This is a genomic window from Mycolicibacterium obuense (assembly GCF_055397605.1).
In genome coordinates, this window is record NZ_AP043663.1 from 732,951 (window position 1) to 752,900 (window position 19,950).

The 19,950-nt window shown below is 68.1% G+C and carries 19 protein-coding genes, 3 pseudogenes and 1 riboswitch; of the genes and pseudogenes, 12 read left to right on the forward strand and 10 right to left on the reverse strand.

Features of this window, described 5'->3' with window-relative positions:
• Positions 1–57: 57 nt before the first annotated feature.
• The 3 genes and pseudogenes from ACZ50N_RS03375 to ramB all read right to left on the reverse strand — a co-directional run.
• A pseudogene (locus tag ACZ50N_RS03375) lies at positions 58–1,299 on the reverse strand (PEP/pyruvate-binding domain-containing protein); the annotation flags it as partial.
• A complete protein-coding gene (locus ACZ50N_RS03380) occupies positions 1,296–1,838 on the reverse strand; it encodes a carboxymuconolactone decarboxylase family protein (protein WP_111510005.1) in 543 nt (180 codons plus the stop codon). The gene ACZ50N_RS03380 and the pseudogene ACZ50N_RS03375, both read right to left, overlap by 4 nt.
• Positions 1,835–3,277 carry an acetate metabolism transcriptional regulator RamB gene (ramB, locus tag ACZ50N_RS03385; protein ID WP_046365108.1) on the reverse strand — a complete coding sequence of 481 codons (1,443 nt, stop codon included), beginning with the start codon at positions 3,275–3,277 and terminating at the stop codon, positions 1,835–1,837. The genes ACZ50N_RS03380 and ramB overlap by 4 nt, the downstream gene beginning before the upstream one ends.
• A 99-nt stretch (positions 3,278–3,376) precedes the next feature.
• Here ramB and ACZ50N_RS03390 point away from each other — a divergent pair, with 99 nt between their 5' ends.
• The 4 genes and pseudogenes from ACZ50N_RS03390 (at position 3,377) to ACZ50N_RS03405 (ending at position 7,449) form a co-directional block, all read left to right on the forward strand.
• Positions 3,377–4,150: an acyl-ACP thioesterase domain-containing protein gene (locus tag ACZ50N_RS03390; RefSeq protein ID WP_073685012.1), complete on the forward strand. Its 774-nt coding sequence runs from the start codon at positions 3,377–3,379 to the stop codon at positions 4,148–4,150.
• A 238-nt stretch (positions 4,151–4,388) separates the two neighbouring features.
• Positions 4,389–5,681, forward strand: a complete 1,293-nt coding sequence (aceA, locus tag ACZ50N_RS03395) for an isocitrate lyase (RefSeq protein ID WP_046365109.1) — start codon at positions 4,389–4,391, stop codon at positions 5,679–5,681.
• A gap of 36 nt (positions 5,682–5,717) precedes the next feature.
• Positions 5,718–6,608 (forward strand): 3-hydroxybutyryl-CoA dehydrogenase, encoded by an 891-nt coding sequence (locus ACZ50N_RS03400; RefSeq protein ID WP_464474640.1) that lies wholly within the window; start codon positions 5,718–5,720, stop codon positions 6,606–6,608.
• A 54-nt stretch (positions 6,609–6,662) separates the two neighbouring features.
• Positions 6,663–7,449, forward strand: a pseudogene (locus tag ACZ50N_RS03405) (hypothetical protein).
• A gap of 70 nt (positions 7,450–7,519) precedes the next feature.
• Here ACZ50N_RS03405 and ACZ50N_RS03410 read toward each other — a convergent pair.
• Positions 7,520–8,329 carry a polyphosphate kinase 2 family protein gene (locus ACZ50N_RS03410; protein ID WP_464475583.1) on the reverse strand — a complete coding sequence of 270 codons (810 nt, stop codon included), beginning with the start codon at positions 8,327–8,329 and terminating at the stop codon, positions 7,520–7,522.
• A 61-nt stretch (positions 8,330–8,390) separates the two neighbouring features.
• A complete protein-coding gene (locus ACZ50N_RS03415; RefSeq protein ID WP_048423388.1) occupies positions 8,391–9,095 on the reverse strand; it encodes a TetR/AcrR family transcriptional regulator in 705 nt (234 codons plus the stop codon).
• 83 nt (positions 9,096–9,178) lie between these two features.
• On the opposite strand from ACZ50N_RS03415, the gene ACZ50N_RS03420 reads away from it, so the two are divergent.
• The 6 genes from ACZ50N_RS03420 to deoC all read left to right on the forward strand — a co-directional run bounded on the left by ACZ50N_RS03420 (position 9,179) and on the right by deoC (position 13,167).
• Positions 9,179–10,504, forward strand: coding sequence for a DUF445 domain-containing protein (locus ACZ50N_RS03420; RefSeq protein ID WP_048423387.1), 1,326 nt, complete (start codon positions 9,179–9,181; stop codon positions 10,502–10,504).
• A 95-nt stretch (positions 10,505–10,599) separates the two neighbouring features.
• Positions 10,600–11,079, forward strand: a complete 480-nt coding sequence (locus ACZ50N_RS03425; RefSeq protein WP_046365114.1) for a helix-turn-helix domain-containing protein — start codon at positions 10,600–10,602, stop codon at positions 11,077–11,079.
• Between the two features lie 11 nt (positions 11,080–11,090).
• On the forward strand, positions 11,091–11,723 hold the full coding sequence (locus ACZ50N_RS03430) for a hypothetical protein (RefSeq protein ID WP_046365115.1): 633 nt from the start codon (positions 11,091–11,093) through the stop codon (positions 11,721–11,723).
• A gap of 69 nt (positions 11,724–11,792) precedes the next feature.
• Positions 11,793–12,074, forward strand: coding sequence for a DUF2516 family protein (locus ACZ50N_RS03435; protein WP_046365116.1), 282 nt, complete (start codon positions 11,793–11,795; stop codon positions 12,072–12,074).
• Between the two features lie 44 nt (positions 12,075–12,118).
• Positions 12,119–12,496 carry a DUF2599 domain-containing protein gene (locus ACZ50N_RS03440; protein WP_110798012.1) on the forward strand — a complete coding sequence of 126 codons (378 nt, stop codon included), beginning with the start codon at positions 12,119–12,121 and terminating at the stop codon, positions 12,494–12,496.
• Positions 12,496–13,167, forward strand: a complete 672-nt coding sequence (deoC, locus tag ACZ50N_RS03445; protein ID WP_048423385.1) for a deoxyribose-phosphate aldolase — start codon at positions 12,496–12,498, stop codon at positions 13,165–13,167. Before ACZ50N_RS03440 ends, deoC begins: the two co-directional genes overlap by 1 nt.
• Positions 13,168–13,179: 12 nt before the next feature.
• On the opposite strand, the gene ACZ50N_RS03450 is transcribed toward deoC, so the two are convergent.
• The 4 genes and pseudogenes from ACZ50N_RS03450 to ACZ50N_RS03465 form a co-directional block, all read right to left on the reverse strand.
• Positions 13,180–14,001 carry an LmeA family phospholipid-binding protein gene (locus tag ACZ50N_RS03450; protein ID WP_464474641.1) on the reverse strand — a complete coding sequence of 274 codons (822 nt, stop codon included), beginning with the start codon at positions 13,999–14,001 and terminating at the stop codon, positions 13,180–13,182.
• A 50-nt stretch (positions 14,002–14,051) separates the two neighbouring features.
• Positions 14,052–15,206, reverse strand: coding sequence for an agmatinase family protein (locus ACZ50N_RS03455; protein ID WP_046365119.1), 1,155 nt, complete (start codon positions 15,204–15,206; stop codon positions 14,052–14,054).
• A gap of 10 nt (positions 15,207–15,216) precedes the next feature.
• Positions 15,217–15,283, reverse strand: a riboswitch (guanidine-III (ykkC-III) riboswitch).
• A gap of 57 nt (positions 15,284–15,340) precedes the next feature.
• Positions 15,341–16,126 (reverse strand): annotated as a pseudogene (locus ACZ50N_RS03460) (class I SAM-dependent methyltransferase); the annotation flags it as partial.
• A gap of 7 nt (positions 16,127–16,133) precedes the next feature.
• Positions 16,134–16,640, reverse strand: a complete 507-nt coding sequence (locus ACZ50N_RS03465) for a DUF2505 domain-containing protein (RefSeq protein ID WP_464474642.1) — start codon at positions 16,638–16,640, stop codon at positions 16,134–16,136.
• Here ACZ50N_RS03465 and ACZ50N_RS03470 point away from each other — a divergent pair.
• Positions 16,628–17,716, forward strand: a complete 1,089-nt coding sequence (locus tag ACZ50N_RS03470) for a UDP-N-acetylmuramate dehydrogenase (RefSeq protein WP_464474643.1) — start codon at positions 16,628–16,630, stop codon at positions 17,714–17,716. The two genes, ACZ50N_RS03465 and ACZ50N_RS03470, sit on opposite strands and share 13 nt — an antisense overlap.
• Before the next feature lie 15 nt (positions 17,717–17,731).
• A complete protein-coding gene (locus tag ACZ50N_RS03475) occupies positions 17,732–19,024 on the forward strand; it encodes a L,D-transpeptidase (RefSeq protein WP_048423382.1) in 1,293 nt (430 codons plus the stop codon).
• Here ACZ50N_RS03475 and ACZ50N_RS03480 read toward each other — a convergent pair whose 3' ends face one another.
• On the reverse strand, positions 19,025–19,783 hold the full coding sequence (locus tag ACZ50N_RS03480) for an SDR family oxidoreductase (RefSeq protein ID WP_048423381.1): 759 nt from the start codon (positions 19,781–19,783) through the stop codon (positions 19,025–19,027). It lies immediately after the preceding gene.
• Positions 19,784–19,950: the final 167 nt, after the last annotated feature.

Sequence of the window (19,950 nt, forward strand, 5' to 3'; positions counted from 1 at the left end):
CTCCAGCTCGGTGTCCGGGAGCTGCCCGGCCCCGGCGGCGCGACGATCCGCCCCGGCCGCGATGTCCTGATACGCCCGCACGTCGGCGTCGACGTCGGCGTCGAGCCACGATTCGACGTCGAGCGTGCCGGCGAAGACCTCGCCGGTAGACCCGTCCACGGTGACCTGCAGGCCCTCGAGCGCCGTGGCCGTGCCGGGGCCGCAGCCGACGACAGCGGGCCGGCCGATGTCACGACAGATCACCGCGGCGTGACTGGCAGGACCGCCGACCTCGGTGATCACCGCGGAGCATGCCAGCATCCCGGCGATGTCAGCTGGGCTGGTCGTGGTGCGGACCAGGACGATGGGTTCGCGGTCGGCCGCGTCGACGGCGTCGTCGAGGTCGCTGACCGCCCGGCCGGTGGCCACCCCCGGCGCCGCGGGCAGTCCGGTGGCCAGGCGTGGTGCGGAACGTTCCACCGGTCGCCGGGCGCTTGTCCGCACCGCGTTGACGTCGGCAGGCGTGACCCGGTTCAGCAGCTCGGTCTCGTCGAGCACACCGGCCGCGTGCAGCGACAGCGCCACGCGCAGCGCGGCGCGCGGGGAGCGGGTCGCGGTGCGCGTCTGCAGCAACCACAGCTGCCCGGACTCGACCGTGAACTCTATGTCCTGCATGTCTGCGTAGTGGTGTTCCAGCCGCCGTGCCGCCGCGGCCAGCGCGGAGTGGACGGTCGGCAGCTCACCGGCCAGCACGTGCAGTGGGGCGCTCTCGGCGGTGCCGGACACGACCGCGTCACCTCGGCTTCCGCGACGCCATTCCCCGAACAGCTCGTCGGCTCCGGTGAGTGGATTGCGGCTGAACGCGACACCCGCGCCGGACGCGTCGTCGCGCAGGCCCGACACCATCGCCTGCACGATGACCGCCGTTGCCGCGGCGTCGCCGAGCTGTCGGTGGCGACGGTAGGCGACGGAGCGCGGTGCGTCCCATGACCCGAGCACCGCCTCCACGGCAGGCAGGACGTCTTCGGGATCCACGTCGAGAACCGTGTCGAGCATCCCGGGCATGGACACAGTGGGACTGCTGCGCACGCTGACCCTGACCGGTCCGGACTGCTGCCGAAGCCACGCCAATCCGGCAGTGACGGCGTCGGCCAACGGCCCGCGCGCCGTGCAGACGGGTGCCGGCACGCAGAACGCCGGCGGGACGGGCAGACCGAGCCGGCGCATCGTGTCCAGCGACGCCGCCTTCGCACCGATGAGCTCGGTGGGTGGCTGTGCCCGGCCGTCGAGCAGGACGACCGTCGCGGGATCAGCCGTCAATTCGGAAAGTCCAGCGGCACCTGCAACGTCGTGATCGTCGCCGCCAAGCCGTCGTATTGCGCGGCGAGCATGCAGAACTCGATCAGCTGGGGTTTGGTCAGATGCGTCGCCAGCTGCGCCCAGGTCTGCCGCGAGACACTGCGGGTGATCACGAACTCGTCGGTGGCGGTGATGAGGATGCGCTGACGGTCGGTCAACCCGTCGGCGTCCGGCCCCTCGAAGATCTTGGCCTGCGTCTGCTGGTCGACCCCCCGGGTACGGGCCAGCCTGCGGTGCTGCTGCAGTTCGTATTCGCAGTCCCGGAGATGACCGACGCGCAGGATGACCAGCTCCGCGTCACGTCCCGGGAGTTTGCTCAGCGCCCCGAGCAGGGCTGCGCTGTAGGGCAGCCACAACAGGAACAGGATGCGGTGCTGCCCCAGCACGTTGAACAGCGTGAACCGGGGCGCCCGGATGACGCGGGCGCCCACCTTGGCGATCACCCAGTTGAGCGGCCCGAGCTCTTTGAAGCCGCCGGGGGCGATGTGTCCAGCACTCATTGCTGCCTCACCAGATAGGGGGACACCGTCGAGCGGTGTTCGTCGATGTCGAGCGCGCGGCCCAGAGCGGGGAACGCTCGCTGCGGACAGTTGTCCCGTTCGCAGACACGGCAGCCCGCGCCGATGGGCGTCGCGGACACCTTGGGGTCACCACTGAGGTCGAGGCCTTCCGAGTAGACCAGCCGGTGTGCGTGCCGTAGTTCGCAGCCCAGGCCGATCGCGAACGTCTTACCTGGCTGACCATAGCGCGAGGCGCGGCGCTCCACCGTGCGCGCCACCCACATGTAGGCCCGGCCGTCGGGCATCTCGGCGATCTGCACGCTGATCTTCCCGGGGTAGGCGAACGTTTCGTAGACGTTCCACAGCGGGCAGGTGCCACCGCTGGACGAGAAGTGAAAACCCGTGGCGGACTGGCGTTTCGACATGTTGCCTGCGCGGTCGACGCGGACGAAGGAGAACGGGACGCCGCGCATCGACGGCCGTTGCAGCGTCGAGAGCCGATGGCAGATCGTCTCGTAGCTGGTCGAGTAGTAGGCGGAGAGCCGCTCGATGTCGTACCGGAAGTTCTCGGCGACCTCGTGGAATTGCGCGTAGGGGAGCACCGTCGCGGCAGCGAAGTAGTTGGCCAGTCCGAGTCGGGCCAGTGCGCGGGATTCGTCGCTGGTGAAGTGGCCGTCGTCGGTCAGCTTGTCGATCAGGTCGCCGTACTCGAGGTAGGCGAGTTCGGCGGCCATCCGGAACACCCGCTGCCCCACCGACAGGTGCGCGGTGATCTCCAATGTCTTGGTCGCGGGATCGAAGCGGTGCAGTACGCCCTCGCCGAGATCCTGGCGACGGATGATGCGCACGCCGTGCACGAACCGCAGCCGGTCGGACAGGTCGCCGGCCAGCTCACCGCGCTGCACCCGCATCCCGGCCGTCAGCTCCTCGGCGGCGGTGTCGAGCTCGTGGAGATAGTTCTGCCGCTGATAGAAGTAGTCGCGCACCTCTTCGTGCGGCATGGAGATCGACCCCGTCCCGCTGGCGCCCGGGTTGGCGCCGCCGACGTTGAATCGTCCCTCGGTGGCGGCGGCCAGCTGGGTCGTGGTCAGTTGGAACCGGCGGTGCAGGTTCACCATCGCGCGGGCGAGCTCGGGGTGCGCGCCGACCATCTCGGCGACCTCGGACGCGCCCACGTCGACGTCGAGGTCGCGGTCCATCAGGACTTCACGCAGCTCGGCGATCAGACGGGTGTCGTCCTGGGAGGCGAAGAAGGTGGCGTCGACGCCGAACACCTCGGTGATCCGCAGCAGCACCGCGACCGTCAGCGGCCGAACGTCGTGCTCGATCTGGTTCAGGTAGCTGGGGGAGATGTCGAGCATCTGGGCCAGCGCTGCCTGACTGAATCCGCGCTCGCTGCGGAGCTGCCGCACCCGCGCTCCGACGTATGTCTTGGCCACGTCGAACCAGCGTAGCCGCCTGCTAAGCCGATATTCGCAGAATTTGCACGCTGAGCCTGTGTGGCATCATCAGCTTTCGTGAGCTTGGCCAAGACGTTGATGCCCGTGCCCGACGGGCATCCGGACGTGTTCGACATCGAGTGGCCGCTGCGGGTGGCCGACGTCGATCGTGAGGGCCGGTTGAAGTTCGACGCGGCGACGAGGCACATCCAGGACATCGGGACCGATCAGCTGCGCGAGATGGGCTACGAGGACACCCACCCGCTGTGGATCGTGCGCCGCACGATGATCGACATGATCGAGCCGATCGTGTTCAAGGACATCCTGCGGCTGCGGCGCTGGTGTTCGGGCACCTCGAACCGATGGTGCGAGATGCGGGTGCGCATCGAGGGGCGCAAGGGCGGGCTGGTCGAATCCGAGGCGTTCTGGATCAACATCAACCGGGAGACCCAGGGGCCGGCGCGGATCGCCGACGACTTCATCGAGGGTCTGCGCCGCACCACCAGTGAGGGCCGGCTGCGGTGGAAGGCCTATCTGACCGCGGGGTCCCGTGAGGACGCCGAGCGCATCCGCGACTTCCCGGTCCGGGTCAGCGACATCGACATCTTCGATCACATGAACAACTCGGTGTACTGGTCGGTGGTCGAGGACTACCTGAACTCCCATCCCGAGCTGATGCGGGTGCCTCTGCGGGTGACCATCGAGCACGACCTGCCGGTCGCCCTCGGCGACAAGCTGGAGATCCTGCAGCACACCCATCCCGCCGGATCGACCGAGAAGTTCGGCGCCGAGCTCAGTGACCGGAGTGTTACAACGCTCACATATGCGGTCGGCGACGAGGTCAAAGCGGTCGCGGCGATCTTCCCGCTCTGAATCGCTCCACCAAACAGTACGGGCGTACTGACCTGCGACGATCGTTTACCGGCCGGTAACTTCTGAACCGGTTCAGCCGGGTCCTGTCTTCGCAATCTTCACAAGTTCGGCTGGCGCGTTGGCGAAAGTTTACAAGCGAAACGGGTGGACCTGCGGTTATGCCGTGATGCATCCTCGTCTCAGCAGTCCGGTGAAGACGCTGGAACGTTAACAACAGTTTGAAGGAGCTGGTCCTCTCATGACCAAGTCGACCGTGGGCACGCCGAAGTCCCCCGAACAGATCCAGCACGACTGGGACCACAACCCCCGCTGGAAGGGCATCACCCGCACCTACACCCCCAAGGACGTCGTCGCCCTCCAGGGCACCGTCGTCGAAGAGGCGACGCTGGCCCGCCGCGGCGCCGAGGTGCTGTGGGAGCAGCTGCACGAGATGGACTTCGTCAACTCGCTGGGCGCGCTGACCGGCAACATGGCCGTGCAGCAGGTGCGTGCCGGCCTCAAGGCCATCTACCTGTCGGGGTGGCAGGTCGCCGGTGACGCCAACCTCTCCGGCCACACCTACCCGGACCAGAGCCTGTACCCGGCCAACTCGGTGCCGCAGGTCATCCGTCGCATCAACAACGCCCTGCTGCGCGCCGACGAGATCGCCAAGGTCGAGGGCGACACCTCGGTCGAGAACTGGCTGGCTCCGATCGTCGCCGACGGTGAGGCCGGCTTCGGTGGCGCGCTGAACGTCTACGAGCTGCAGAAGGCGATGATCGCCGCCGGTGTGGCGGGCTCGCACTGGGAGGACCAGCTGGCCTCGGAGAAGAAGTGCGGCCACCTCGGTGGCAAGGTGCTGATCCCGACCCAGCAGCACATCCGCACCCTGACCTCGGCCCGCCTCGCGGCCGACGTCGCCGACGTGCCGACCGTCGTCATCGCCCGTACCGATGCCGAGGCCGCCACGCTGATCACCTCCGACGTCGACGAGCGCGATCAGCCGTTCATCACCGGTGACCGCACCGCCGAGGGCTTCTACCGGGTCAAGAACGGCCTCGAGCCCTGCATCGCCCGCGCCAAGGCCTACGCGCCGTACTCCGATCTGATCTGGATGGAGACCGGCACCCCGGACCTCGAGCTGGCCAAGAAGTTCGCCGAGGGCGTCAAGAGCGAGTTCCCGGACCAGATGCTGGCCTACAACTGCTCGCCGTCGTTCAACTGGAAGCAGCACCTCGACGACGACACGATCGCCAAGTTCCAGCGCGAGCTGGGCGCGATGGGCTTCAAGTTCCAGTTCATCACCCTCGCCGGCTTCCACGCCCTCAACTACTCGATGTTCGATCTGGCCTACGGCTACGCCCGCAACCAGATGAGCGCCTACGTCGAGCTGCAGGAGCGCGAGTTCGCCGCCGAAGAGCGTGGCTACACCGCGACCAAGCACCAGCGCGAGGTCGGCGCCGGCTACTTCGACCGGATCGCCACCACCGTGGACCCGACCTCGTCGACGACCGCGCTCGCGGGCTCGACCGAAGAGGGCCAGTTCCACTAAGAGTCACTGTTGATAGCGTCAGGCCCCGTCCGTGTCATGCGGCCGGGGCCTGATCGCTGTGAAGGAGATCGTGTGAGCATCGAACGAGTCGGCGTCGTCGGCGCCGGACAGATGGGCGGCGGTATCGCCGAGGTGTGCGCGAAAGCCGGCGCCCACGTCCTCGTCTATGAACCCAGCCAGGAGCTCGTCGAGGCGGGCCGCACCCGCATCACCGCGTCGCTGGAACGCGCCAAGGCCAAGGGCAAGCTGGCCGCCGACGACTTCGAGATCACCCAGGCGCGGCTCGTCTACACCAGCGACCTCGCCGACCTGGCCGACCGCCAGCTGGTGATCGAGGCGATCGTCGAGAACGAGGCCGTCAAGGCCAAGGTCTTCGCCCAGCTCGACGAGATCGTCACCGACCCCGACGCCGTCCTCGCGTCGAACACCTCGAGCATCCCGATCATGAAAATCGCTGCGGCGACCAAGAATCCGAGCCGCGTGCTGGGGCTGCACTTCTTCAACCCGGTGCCGGTGCTGCCGCTGGTGGAGGTGATCAACACACTGGTGACCTCCGACGAGGCGATCGCGCGGGTGGAGAAGTTCGCGGGGGAGACGCTGGGCAAGAAGGTGGTTCGCTGCGGCGACCGCTCGGGCTTCATCGTCAACGCGTTGCTGGTGCCGTACCTACTGTCGGCGATCCGGATGGCCGAGGCCGGGGTGGCCAGCGTCGAGGACATCGACACAGCGGTCGTCGCGGGGCTCTCACACCCGATGGGGCCGCTGCGGCTCTCGGACCTGATCGGGCTCGACACGATGAAGCTGATCGCGGACTCGATGTACGACGAGTACAAGGACGCCCACTACGCGCCGCCGCCGCTGCTGCAGCGGATGGTGGAGGCGGGCCAGCTGGGCAAGAAGACGGGCCAGGGCTTCTACACCTACTGACCTGGGCGCCGAGTGCACGCTTTATGACGAAGTCTTTTGCGTTTTTCGTCATACATCATCGTGGGCTCGGAAGCTCTCGTCGCAGGCCGCGTGACGCGGCAGGATCTGCGGCGCCGGTACGTCAAACTGCACCACAACGTCTACGCACCTGTCGGTCTGGCACTGACGGCACGCGACCGTGCCTATGGAGCGTGGCTGTGGTCAGGGCGCCGTGCCACCCTGGCGGGATTGTCAGCCGCCGCGATGCACGGCTCGCGATGGCTACCCGCGGAGGGCCCGGCCGAGCTCACCCGCGTGCGATGCGGAAGCCCACCGGGCATCGCGATCCACCGTGACACCCTCCTCGACGACGAAGTCTGTCTGGTGCAGAGCATCGAGTGCACGACCGTGGCGCGCACGATCTCCGACATCGGTCGTCGAATCCCCGGCGATGAGGCCGTGATTCGCATCGACGCACTTCTGAACGCGACCCGCGCTCCCGTGTCACAGGTGAGCGAGTTGGCTGCTCGTCATCCCGGCGAGCGCGGGATTCGCCGCCTCCGGCAGGTCATGACACTGGTCGACGGGGGCGCCGAATCACCCCAGGAGACCCGCGTCCGGCTGCGTGGTGCGGCGAATCGACATGGGCTGGCCGGCATGCCGGGTAGGAGTCGAGTACGACGGTCAGCAGCACTGGACGGATGCCGCGGCGCACGCAGAAGACATCTACCGACTCGACTTCCTCGCGGAGCAGGGCTGGATCATCATCCGGGTGAGCGCGCGGCACCTGCGGCACGCGCCTCAGGACGTCTGGCACCGGGCCGAGCGGGCGCTGCGTAGCCGAGGTTGGCCTCGCCGCTGACGTCCAACGCACGCTCTATGACGGATTTCGGCGAAAATCCATCAGAAACCGTGCACTCGGCCCACAGAAGCTACGCCTTCGCCAGCCGCTTCTTCTCCGCCGCCACATCGAAGTCCGGCGGCGGCCACGACATGTTCAGCCGCTTGAGCGCCTCGATCATCAACTCGGTGATCGCCAGCCGGCTGTACCACTTCTTGTTGCACGGAACCACGTGCCAGGGCGCGTAGTCGGTCGACGTCCGCTCCAACATCGCCTGGTAGGCCTCCTCGTAGGCCGGCCACTTCAATCGCTCGTCGATGTCGGCGGGGTTGTACTTCCAGTATTTGTCCGGCCGCTCCAGGCGTTCGGCCAGCCGCTTCTTCTGCTCGGTGAGCGAGACGAACATCGCGACCTTCACCAAGGCTGTCCCGCTGTCGACGAGTTCCCGCTCGAATGCGTTGATCTCGTCGTAGCGGGGCTCCCACACCTCCGGCGGCACCAGGTTGTGCACCCGCACGATCAGCACGTCCTCGTAGTGGGAGCGGTCGAATACGCCGATGTGGCCGGCCGTCGGCAGCGCGTTGCGGATGCGCCACAGGTAGTGGTGCGACAGCTCCTCGGCGGTCGGCTTACCGAAGCTGCGGTACTGCACGCCTTGCGGATTGCAGCCGCCCACAACATGTTTGACGATCCCGCCCTTGCCTGCGGTGTCCATGCCCTGCAGCACCAGCAGCACCGACCTGGTGTCACCCGAGCGGCTGTTGGCGTACAGCATCTCCTGCAGCTCGGCGAACCGGACGTTGCGCTCTTCCTGCAGAGTCGGCGCATCGGATTTGGTGCCGCTGAACCCGGGCGTCGCGCTGGCGTCGATGTCGGCGACCCGGTCACCGGGTCCGAACATCAGCAGGGAGTGCGGTTCGTGCGACCACAGCGACGGGAAATCCAGGGGCTCGCTCACCGGTCTAGTCAAGCAGGCGGGTCGGTAGTTCCGGGGAAGGATGATCGTCAGAGCGGAATCTCTCCAACGACCCCCCGACCTCGACGATGCCGCACAGCGCGCTCCAGGACAGCATCGTCAGGTAGTCGATCAGCTCGTCGGCGCTCATCCGCGGATGCGACATCCAGGAGTGCGTGGCCAGCTGCACCCCGCCGACGATGTGATACGCCCACGGCTCGACGCCGCCGGTGTCCATGCCGACCGACACCATCCGTCGGCGCAGCATCACCGCGAGCATGCGGGCGATGATCGCCTCGGAGTTCGCGACGGCCTTGCTCTTGCTCGCCGAGTTGTTGGCCATGACGAAGCGGTAGGGCTCCGGCTCGGCCGCGACGGTTGCGACATAGACGCGGATGACCTCGCGGGTCAGGGCGTACCCGTCCAGGTTCGAGGACAGCGCGGCGGCCATGTTGGGGATCAGTGTGGTCTGCGCGAAGCGCATCATCACCGCGGTGGTCAGGTCGTTCTTGTCGACGAAGTAGCGGTACAACACCGTCTTGGACACCCCGATGTCCGCGGCGATCTCGTCCATGCTGACGTTGCTGCCGAGGCGGCGAATGGCCTCCAGTGTGCCGTCGACCAGTTCGTTGCGGCGCTCGACCTTGTGCCGATGCCAGCGCCGTTTGCGTCCATCGGTCTTGGCCGCTGCCGGCGGGAGTTGTTGTGCCACGTTCGCGGTGATCCGTTCCCTCGTCCTCGTCGATAATACGGTGGTCGACGGTTCGCAGTTGCCCGCGCAGGGAAGATGAAGGCGTGGCTCATCGAGTGAATGTCCCCGACGCCGGGCAGCGCCCCCGTGCGAGCTTCGCCGAGAAACTCGCCGGAGTGGATTCGCCGGCGGACGAAGAACGGCGGCGCGCGCTGCGGCGTATGAAAGCCGTCGCCCTCAGTTTCCTGATCGGCGCTTCAGTGGTCTTCCTGGTGTGCACGTGGGCGCAGTCCCACGGTGCGGCGCCGTGGGTGGGCTACGTCCGGGCGGCCGCAGAGGCCGGCATGGTCGGCGCGCTGGCCGACTGGTTCGCCGTCACGGCGCTCTTCAAGCACCCGCTGGGCCTGCCGATTCCGCACACCGCGATCATCAAACGCAAGAAAGACCAGCTCGGCGAGGGTCTGTCGACGTTCGTCCGAGAGAACTTCCTGTCCCCGGAGAATGTCGAGACCAAGCTGCGCGACGCGGATGTGGCCAGCCGGACCGGCAAGTGGCTGGCGGAGCCGGTGAATGCCGAGCGGGTCGCCGCCGAAGCGTCGACGGCGCTTCGGGTGCTGGTGGAGATGCTGCGCGACGAGGATGTGCAGCAGGTGCTGGACCGGATGATCGTCAAGCGCATCGCCGAGCCGCAGTGGGGGCCGCCGATCGGCCGGGTGCTGTCGTCGCTGCTGGAGGAGGGACGGCAGGAGGCGCTGCTGCAGCTGCTCGCCGACCGGGCGTTCCAGTGGTCGCTGGGGGCCGGCGAGGTCATCGAGCGCGTCATCGAACGCGATTCGCCGACGTGGTCGCCGCGCTGGGTGGATCACGTGGTCGGGGACCGCATCCATCGCGAGCTGATGGACTTCACCGACAAGGTGCGCCGCAACCCCGATCACGAGCTGCGCAGGTCGGCGACGAAGTTCCTGTTCGAGTTCGCCGACGACCTGCAGAAGGACGAGGCGACCATCCAGAAGGCCGAGAACGTCAAAGAGCAGATCATGGCCCGTGACGAGGTGGCGCGGGCGGCCGAGACCGCCTGGACGACGGCCAAGCGCATCATTCTGGAGTCGGTCGAAGACCCCTCCTCGACGCTGCGTGCCCGCATCGCCGACACCGTCGTCCGGATCGGGGAGTCCTTGCGGGACAACACGGACCTGCGGGTGAAGGCCGACAACTGGATCGTGCGCGGGGCCCAGCACCTCGTGAGCCAGTACGGGGCGGAGATCACGACGATCATCACGGACACGATCGAGCGCTGGGACGCCGACGAGGCCAGCCGACGCATCGAATTGCACGTCGGTCGTGACCTGCAGTTCATCCGGATCAACGGCACCGTCGTGGGCTCGCTGGCCGGCCTCGTCATCTACACGATCGCGCAGCTACTGTTCTGACCTGCGCTAACTGAGTGCTTGCAAAAGTTAGCACTCCGTCGTACCGTGGAATCGTCGGTCATTTCGGATACCCACGGCAGCGAAGGAGGCGAGCCATGGCACAGGACGAGAACCTCGCCGCGGTCGTCACCAACGCCGCTTCGGACATCGGCAGCTTCATCCGATCTCAGCGGGAGGCCGCGCACGTCTCGGTGCGCCAGCTCGCCGAGAAGGCCGGTGTCAGCAATCCCTACCTCAGCCAGATCGAGCGGGGATTGCGCAAACCCTCGGCGGACGTTCTGAACCAGATCGCCAAAGCGCTGAGGGTGTCGGCGGAGGTGCTCTACATCCGGGCCGGGATCCTCGAGCCCAGTGAGACGAACCAGGTGCGCGACGCCATCATCACCGACACGGCGATCAACGAGCGGCAGAAGCAGGTGCTGCTCGACATCTACACCTCGTTCTGTCAGCAGAACGAGGCGGCACTGCTCGAGGCTGCCGCCCAGGCGGAGCACGCCCCATCCGAAGACGAGCAGAGCCGCCTGCAGATCACTGAATCACCTCACGAATCACCTCAGACCTCTGTCACTCACTGAAAGGAACCATCATGGCTGAGAAGAACCAGCTCGACGTCGACGACCTGAAGGCCCCGCTGCTCGCCGCGGTCGGCGCTGCGGACCTCGCGCTCGAGCGCGTCAACGAGATCGTCGCGACGCTGCGCGAGCGCGCCGGCGACGCCCGCTCCGATGCCGAGACCCGCGTCGAAGAGAGCCGTGCCCGCATCACCAAGCTGCAGGAAGACCTGCCGGCGCAGCTCGGTGACATCCGCGAGAAGCTGAACTCCGACGAACTGCGCAAGTTCGCCGAGAGCTACGCCGACAACGCGCAGTCCGCCTACAACAAGCTGATCGAGCGCGGCGAGGCCGCCCTGGAGCGCCTGCGCAGCCAGCCGGCCCTCGAGAGCGCCGCCAGCCGGGTCGAGGAGTACACCGACCAGGCTGTGGAGCTGACCCAGGAAGCGCTGGGCAACGTCGCTACGCAGACCCGCGCGGTCGGCGAGCGTGCCGCCAAGCTGGTCGGCGTCGAGCTGCCCAAGCGCGCCGAATCGGCCGCCGAGCCGGTGAAGGAAGCCGCGAAGAAGGCCCCGGCCAAGGCGACGGCCAAGAAGGCCCCGGCCAAGGCTCCCGCCAAGAAGGCCCCGGCCAAGAAGGCTCCGGCCAAGAAGGTCACCCAGAAGTAAGCCCAGAAGTACGCCCGACTCCCGACAGGGAAGTCGAAAAGGGGACGTAACCCGCCTAGGCTGTCGAGCGTGGAGCTCCAAGGCCTTGTGGGTTACGTCCTCTTCGCGTTGCAGATCGCCGTGTTGGCGACGACGGCCTATGCGTTCGTCCACGCGGCGATCCAGCGCACCGACGCCTACCCGGCGGCCGACAAGCTGACCAAGCCGGTCTGGCTCGTGATCCTGGGTGTCGCCGGTCTTCTCGCTCTGGTACTCGGCATCACCGGTGTCGCGATCGCCGCTGTCGCCGCCGGCGTGTATCTGGTCGACGTCCGACCCAAAATCCTCGAGGTGCAAGGGAAGTCGCGCTAGTGCGACGCGTCGTCCTGACCGCGGGCTGCCTCGCCGTCTCGGCCCTGGCATTCGCTCCAGGTGCGCCGCATGCTTCAGCGGCGCCCGTGCTGCAGCCGCCGCCTTACGTCGACCACGTCACCTGGGCCAAATGGGGTGACCTGTCGAGCCTGCGGGTGTATCCGACACCGGCCGGACGCGACACGTCAGGCCGGCCCGGCACCGCGGCGCAGGGTGACGAAGCATGGAATGAGGTGCTCGCGCTGTCGCCGGACGCCGCGATCGCGGGAATGAAGGAGCAGTTCATCTGCCACTGGCGGTTCGCCGAGATCGCCGAGCCCGGCAAGGTGAGCTGGAATCTGGAGCCGTGGCGACCGGAGGTCAGCCCGGACGAGATGATCGCCGCCCGGTGTAATCCCGGCGGCACCGAGGAACCGTTCTGATGGGCTACACGCGCGCTGACGTCGCGGCCGTCGTCGACCACACGCTGCTCAAACCCGAAGCGACAGAAGCCGACATCGTCGCGCTGCTCGCCGAGGCCGTCGAACTCGGCGTGTACGCGGTGTGCGTCTCGCCGCCGTTCGTGCCGACGGCGGTCACGCTGGCCGCCGGTCAGGCGGTGGCTGCGGTGGTGGGTTTCCCGTCAGGCAAACACCTTTCAGTCATCAAGGCGCATGAGGCCGCGGTCGCGGTCGAGAGCGGCGCAGCCGAGATCGACATGGTGATCGACGTCGGCGCCGCGATCGGCGGCGAGCTCGACGTGGTGCGGGCCGATATCGCCGCGGTACGGGAGGCGGCGCCGGGCGCGGTGCTGAAGGTGATCGTCGAATCGTCGGCGCTGGTGGAGTTCGGCGGGTGGCCGCTGCTCACCGATGTGTGTCAGGTGGCGGAGGACGCCGGGGCCGACTTCGTCAAGACCTCCACCGGGTTTCACCCCTCGGGCGGCGCCTCCGTGCGGGCCGTCGAGGTGATGGCCGCCGCCGTCGGTGGCCGGCTCGGCGTCAAGGCGAGCGGCGGCATCCGGTCGGCCACCGATGCTGCGGCGATGCTGAACGCCGGTGCGACGCGGCTCGGGTTGTCCGGGACGCGTGCGGTTCTCGACGGCCTGGGGTGAGAACGGCCCGGCTCAGAACTTCCCGAAGCAGGGATCGTCGGTCTGCTTGGGCATCGTCGCGTTCTGCGTCGACAGTCGGCTCTGCACACCGCTGTCGGTAACCGACACCGAGTCGGCCTTGATGTTCAGCGGGTAGTTCTGGGTCAGCGTCGAGGTGAACGCGTCGAGCGCCGGCTGCACCGATTCGCGGGGCAACGTGAAGCCCAGCCCGGTCACCTTCTGCACGGCCAGCGAGATGCTGCCGTCGACCACCTGCGGCTTGGCGGTGATGCTGCCCAGCGGGCCTTCGAGCTCGATCGTGCCCTCGCCGGCGTTGGTGGTCACACCGGAGACGAAGCTGCCGATCAGCGGGATGGCGCCCTGGATCGTCTGCTTGATGCCGTCGGACGACCAGTCGATGGTGGCCACCAGCGAGCCAATCGTTCCGCTCGAGTTCGCGCTGTCCTGGAGGCGCACGTCATCGATGTCGAGGTTGAGCTTCATGCCCTTGGCATCGCGCACCTGGTTGCCCGCGGTCTCGATGTGGATGTTCGTGTAGTGCCCGGACATGTGCTGCATCAGAAACGGCGGCAGGACCCCGAACGACGCCGTGGCCTTGTCCTGCACCACGCACTCCACGGTGGAGGCGACCACGGTGTCGGCACGGTTGCGCGCATACAGCTCGCCGCCGAGCAGGCAGGCCAGCACCAGCGCGACGACGATGACCGCGGTCAGGACGATGGACAGCGGATCGCTGAAGAACTTCGTGAGCTTCGCCGGCAACGCCGAACCTTTCTGCGGGGGTGACGACGGTGGGCCGGGCTGCGGTTGCGGACGGGCCCAGGGATCGGTCATCCCGCAGATTCTGCCCTACCGACGTGAGCACAACCTGAGCAGCCGTGCGGCTACGGCCCCCAGGCGGGGCGGTTCGCCTTGGCGGCCTTCTTGCCGAGTTTCCCGGAGTTGATCTGGGCGGCCAGGCTGTCCAGGATCACGCGGGAGCTGAGCAGCGCGGTCTGCTCGGCCCAGTCATACGGCGGTGAGCACTCGACCACCTCGATGCCCGCCAAGCCAGGTTCGGAGATCATCTTGACCAGGTTGAGCGCCTCGCGGGGCAGCAGGCCGCCTGGCTCCGGCCAGCCGGTCCCCGGCACGAAACCGGCGTCGATCACGTCGATGTCGAACGACAGGTAGACCGCTTTGGCGCCCTTCCACGCGATCTCGAGCGCCATCTCCGCGATCTTCTCGATGCCCACCCGCTCCACGTCGCCGACGGTCATCACGGTCGACTTGCGTTGACGGCCCACCTGCACACCCTCGCGTGGGCTCTGCCACCCGCCGATCCCGATCTGCACCAGGTTGGTCGCGGGGGCGTTCTTGATGTTGGTGGCGTGGAACCACGGGGTGGTGTGCATCCGCTCGTCGAGGTCGGTCTCCTGGGTGTCGACGTGACGGTCGAAGTGGATGATCCCGATGTTGCCGTCCATGTAGGGCGCAAGACCGCGGATGGTCGGGAAGCCGATGGAGTGGTCGCCGCCGAGCACGATCGGCATCACGCCCTTGCTCGCGACGTGGGCCATCGCCTGGCTGATCTGGTCGAACGACTTCTCCAGGTTGCCCGGAATCGTGAAGACGTCGCCGATGTCGACGATGTTGAGCTGTTCCCGCAGATCGACGCCGGTCTCGTAGTTGTAGGTGCCGAACAGGTTGGTCGAGCGGCGGATGCCCTGCGGGCCGAAGCGGGTGCCGGGGCGGTAGGTGGCGCCGGCGTCGAGCGGGACGCCGAAGATGGCGACCTCGGCGTCGTCGACCTCGTTCACGTCTTCGATGAACGGGCACTTGAGGAAGGTGCCGCGCTCGCCCGCGAAGTGTGGCTTCTCGCCGCGCACGAACGTGGAGATGCTCCGGTCGTTGATCGTCGGGGCGGCCTCCAGGCCGAAGCTGAGTCCCCGGTCGATCTCCTCGCGCAGCCGCCGGTCACCCAGTCGGGCCTCGGCCTGCTGTGCCCAGGCGCCTTCGGCGTTGGGCAGACTCGGATCGGGGGCGGGCATGTCGGACATGAGTGCTCCTCCTGCGCCGTCTTGTCGCTGACCGGGTACGACGCACCTCGTCCGGGGAGCGGGGTCACCGACTCCTGGGAGCCATTGTCAGCACGCGCGAGAGAACCTGTCCACCGGAGACGGGCACTTTCTCTGACGGGCGCAACCGCCGACCACGGCACCGTCAGCACCCCGTCGCGCAGCGGCCGCCGCGGCGTGGTCACCGGAAGTCCCTGCGCGGCAAGCATTTCCATCATCGCTCGCCACCGCACCCTGGGCCCGAAGACCCCGTGGGCAGCGCTGCTGGCCCAGGCCCGGTCGGCGGCGGTGAGCAGCGCGTGGATGGGCTGGCCGGGCACGTTGTGGTGGATCAGGACTTTGGGCAGCCGCTCGGCCAGGTCGGAGGGGCGCTCGATCGCGAACGGGTCGCAGGCCAGCGTCAGGCTCACCGCGGCGCGTGCGTCGAGCAGAACCCAGCAGCAGCGGCGGCCCAGTTCGTCGCAGGTGCCGTCGACGATCAGCCCGCCCGGTGCCAACCCGTCCCGCATCGCCGCCCACGCGTCCGGGACCGCGTCGAGCGGATACTGCCGCAACACGTTGAACGCGCGCACGAGCACCGGCCGGTGCCCCGCCAGTTCGAAGCCCCCGAGTGCGAAGTCGACCCCTGGTCCGGCCGCGGCCCGAGCCACGTCGACCCGGTGCGGGTCGATCTCCAGGCCCAGCACGCGCACATCGGAGCGCACCTGCCGCAGCCGCATCGCGAGCTCCAAGGTGGTCACCGGCAGGGCGCCGTAACCCAGATCGACGACGAGCGGGTCGGCGGCGCTCTGCAGTGCGGTGCGCACCCGGGCCGAGTGCACGAGCCACCGATCGCTGCGCCGCAACCGGTTGTGTCCTGTCGTACCCCGTGTCACCGCGCCGAGTGGACGGGAGCCGGTCACGGCCGTCTCAGCTGTTCTCGGCGATCCACACCGTGGTGAACCGCTGTTCGGCGATCAGCAGGTCGACCAGCTGGTGGCCGATGAAGTTCTCGATCTTGCCGCCCAGTAGCGGTACCCGGACCTCGACGGTCGCCGTGAACGCCAGCCGTGACCCGGGCCCGGCGGGTGCCAGCGCCGCGGACCCGCGCAACCCGGCAGGCGCGCCGGGGATCGACCCGGTCACCGTGGCCGAGGTGTGGCCGTCGACGACGGGAGCCCAGAGCTCTTCCCGGACGAAACTGAGGTCACCGCGGTGGAACTGCGTGACGACGGCAGGGAGCCGGTCCGCGCGCAGCGTCTGCGTGGTCTTGATCCGCAGTCCGCCGTCGGCGCCGACCGTCATCTCGTCGAGGGTGGCGTGGTCGGCACCGGAGCCATCGAGCCGCACCAGCCAGTACTGCTCGTCGCTGAATGCGCGGTGCACCTGTTCGACGGTGCCCCCGTACTCGGCGGCCATGTCGAATGAACGCGGCATGGCAAACCACGCTACCGTTACCGCCCGTGGTCACTTCGTCTATCGCGGGCGTGGCGGTCGCCGAGAATGTGCCGCTGGCGCCGCTGACCACGCTGCGCGTCGGGCCTGTCGCGCCGCGCCTGATCACCTGCGCCACGACCGAGGAGCTGGTCGAGGTGCTACGCGCCGTCGGGCCGGAGGCATTGATCCTGGGCGGCGGTTCCAACGTGGTGCTCGCCGACGACCTGCGCCCGCCGACGGTGGTGCGCATCGCGACGCGGGGCGTCACGGTCGACGGGCCGCTGCTGCGCGCCGAGGCGGGCGCCGTCTGGGACGAGGTCGTCGCGGCCTCGCTGGCCCACGGGTTGGGCGGGTTGGAGTGCCTCTCCGGTATTCCGGGGTCGACGGGTGCCACGCCGGTGCAGAACGTCGGCGCGTACGGCGCCGAGGTCGCCGACACGATCAGCAGGGTGCGCCTGCTGGAGTGGGCGACCGGCGAGGACCGCTGGGTGTCGCCGGACGACCTCCGATTCGGTTATCGCACAAGCATTCTCAAGGGCGCGCCGGTGGCGGTGGTGCTCGAGGTGGAGTTCCGGCTCGACGCCGCAGGCCGCAGCGCGCCGCTGCGGTACGGCGAGCTGGCCACGGCCCTGGGCGTCGCGGCGGGTGAGCGCGCCGACCCGGAGCGGGTGCGCGAGACGGTGCTCGGACTGCGGGCCGGCAAAGGGATGGTGCTCGACGCGGGAGACCACGACACCTGGAGCGTCGGTTCGTTCTTCACCAACCCCGTCGTCACCGAGGAGCAGTATCGGCGCATCGCCGACGAGGTGGGGGGAAAGGTCCCCCGCTACCCGGCCCCGGGCGGGGTGAAGATGGCGGCGGGATGGCTCGTCGAGCGGGCCGGCTTCAGCAAGGGCTATCCCGGGCCGGACGCGCCGGCGCGGCTGTCGACCAAGCACGCGCTGGCGCTCACCAACCGCGGCGCGGCCACGAGTGCCGATGTGATCGCGCTGGCCAGGACGATTCGCGACGGTGTCGCAGCGAAGTTCGGGATCGATCTCACACCCGAGCCGATTCTGCTCGGGTGCGTTCTCTAGGTACGCTGGCAACACGTGAGCCCTGCCAACCCGATCAACAGGCGGCGAGCCATTGCCGCCTTGGCGGTCGGCATCGCCGCGCCGGGCATTCTGGCTGCCTGCCGGAACGAGAACGGTACCGCCGCATCCGGGCAGTCCGCCGACGACACTCCCGCCGCGCCGGTCCTGAGCTACCAGCCCAAGAACGCTGCCGACGACGTCGCCCCCACCGCGCGCGTCGCGGCCAAGGTCGAGAACGGCTGGTTCCAGAAGATCAGCCTCACCAACACCGACGGCAAGGTCGTCGCGGGCGCGCTCAATCGCGACCGCACCGAATTCACCGCATCCGAACCGCTGGGCTACGGCGTCGAGTACCGCTGGGCCGGCACCGTGGTCGGGCAGGACGGCAAATCGGTCCCGGTCAAGGCGTCGTTCACCACCGTGAACCCGAGCACGCAGGTCAACGGCCAGTTCCAGCTCTCCGACGGTCAGACGGTCGGGGTGGCCGCGCCGATCATCCTGCAGTTCGACGCCGCCATCGCCGACGAGGACCGGGCCGCGGTCGAGAAGGCCGTCAAGGTCACCACGACGCCCGAGGTCGAAGGCAGCTGGGCGTGGCTGCCCGACGAGGTCGGCGGCTCCCGCATGCACTGGCGGACCAAGGAGTACTACCCGTCGGGCACCGCCGTGCACGTCGACGCCAAGCTCTACGGCGTGCCGTTCGGACAGGACGCCTACGGCGCGAGCGATTCGACGCTGGACTTCACGATCGGCCGTCGTCAGGTGGTCAAGGCCGAGGCGTCCACGCACCGCATCCAGGTGCTCGACGAGTCGGGCGCGGTGATCATGGACTTCCCCTGCAGCTACGGCGAGGGCGATCTGGACCGCAACGTCACCCGCAGCGGCATTCACGTGGTCACCGAGAAGTACGAGGACTTCTACATGACCAACCCGGCCGCCGGCTACGCCAACGTGCACGAGCGTTTCGCGGTGCGCATCTCCAACAACGGCGAGTTCATCCACTGCAACCCGAACAGCATCGGTGCGCAGGGCAACACCAACGTCACCAACGGCTGCATCAACCTGAACCTGGAGAACTCGCAGGAGTACTTCAACTCCGCGCTCTACGGCGATCCGGTCGAGGTGACGGGAACCCGCATCGATCTGTCCTACGCCGACGGCGACATCTGGGACTGGGTGGTGCCGTGGGACGAGTGGACGTCGATGTCGGCGCTGTCCAAGGAGAAGAAGACCGGCAGCATCCCGAGCACCGCGCCGGCCACGCCGTCGGATGCGCCGCAGCCGGTCAGCGGCCGCCCCGGCGGCTAGTCATGTCCGGCGGTTGAACCGAGAGCCGGCCGAGCCGCTGACCTGGTCCCGCGGTCGCATCACGATCAGATCCAGGTCGACGTGCGACGGGCGGCTGGCCACGAAGCCGATGACCTCGGCGACGTCCTCGGCCACCAGCGGTGTGACGCCCTGGTACACCTTCGCGGCGCGCTCGTCGTCGCCCTCGAAGCGGTTGAGCGAGAACTCCGTCTTCACCATCCCCGGCGCGACCTCGGTCAGCCGCACCGGCTGCCCGAGCAGTTCACTGCGCAGCGTGCGGTGCAGCACGCCCTGGGCGTGCTTGGCCGAGGTGTAGCCGGCGCCGTTGTCGTAGATCTCGACCGCGGCGATGGAGGTGACGGTGACGATCAGGCCGTCGCCCGAGGCGATCAGCTTGGGCAGCAGCGCCCGTGTGACGTGCAGGGTGCCCATCACGTTGGCCTCCCACATCCACCGCCAGTGCTCGATGTCGGCCTCGGCCACCGACTCGAGCCCGCGTGCCCCGCCGGCGTTGTTGACGAGCACGTCGACCCGGTCGAGCCGGCCCGCCATCGCCGCCACCGCTTCGGGGTCAGTGACGTCGGCCACAATCGCAGTACCGTCCAGCTCGGCGGCCAGGGCCGTGATCGGGGCTTCGCGACGGGCCACGCAGATCACGTGAAAGCCCTGTGCGGCAAGGGTTCTGGCGGTTGCTTCCCCGATTCCCGCACTCGCGCCGGTGACCACGGCGACCGGTCGGGCATCTGATGGCGTCGTCATGATCCCAACCCTAGGCCCCGTGCTACATTGACCCGGTGTTCGGTACCAGTCCGGCAGTTCTGACTGCCCCGCGGCGTGCGTGTTGTTGTTGCGCACCCCGCCGCGCCTGACTGCAGCCGGACTTTCCCGTCCCATCGCGTCGCCAGGTGTGGCCCCCGGCCCCCTGA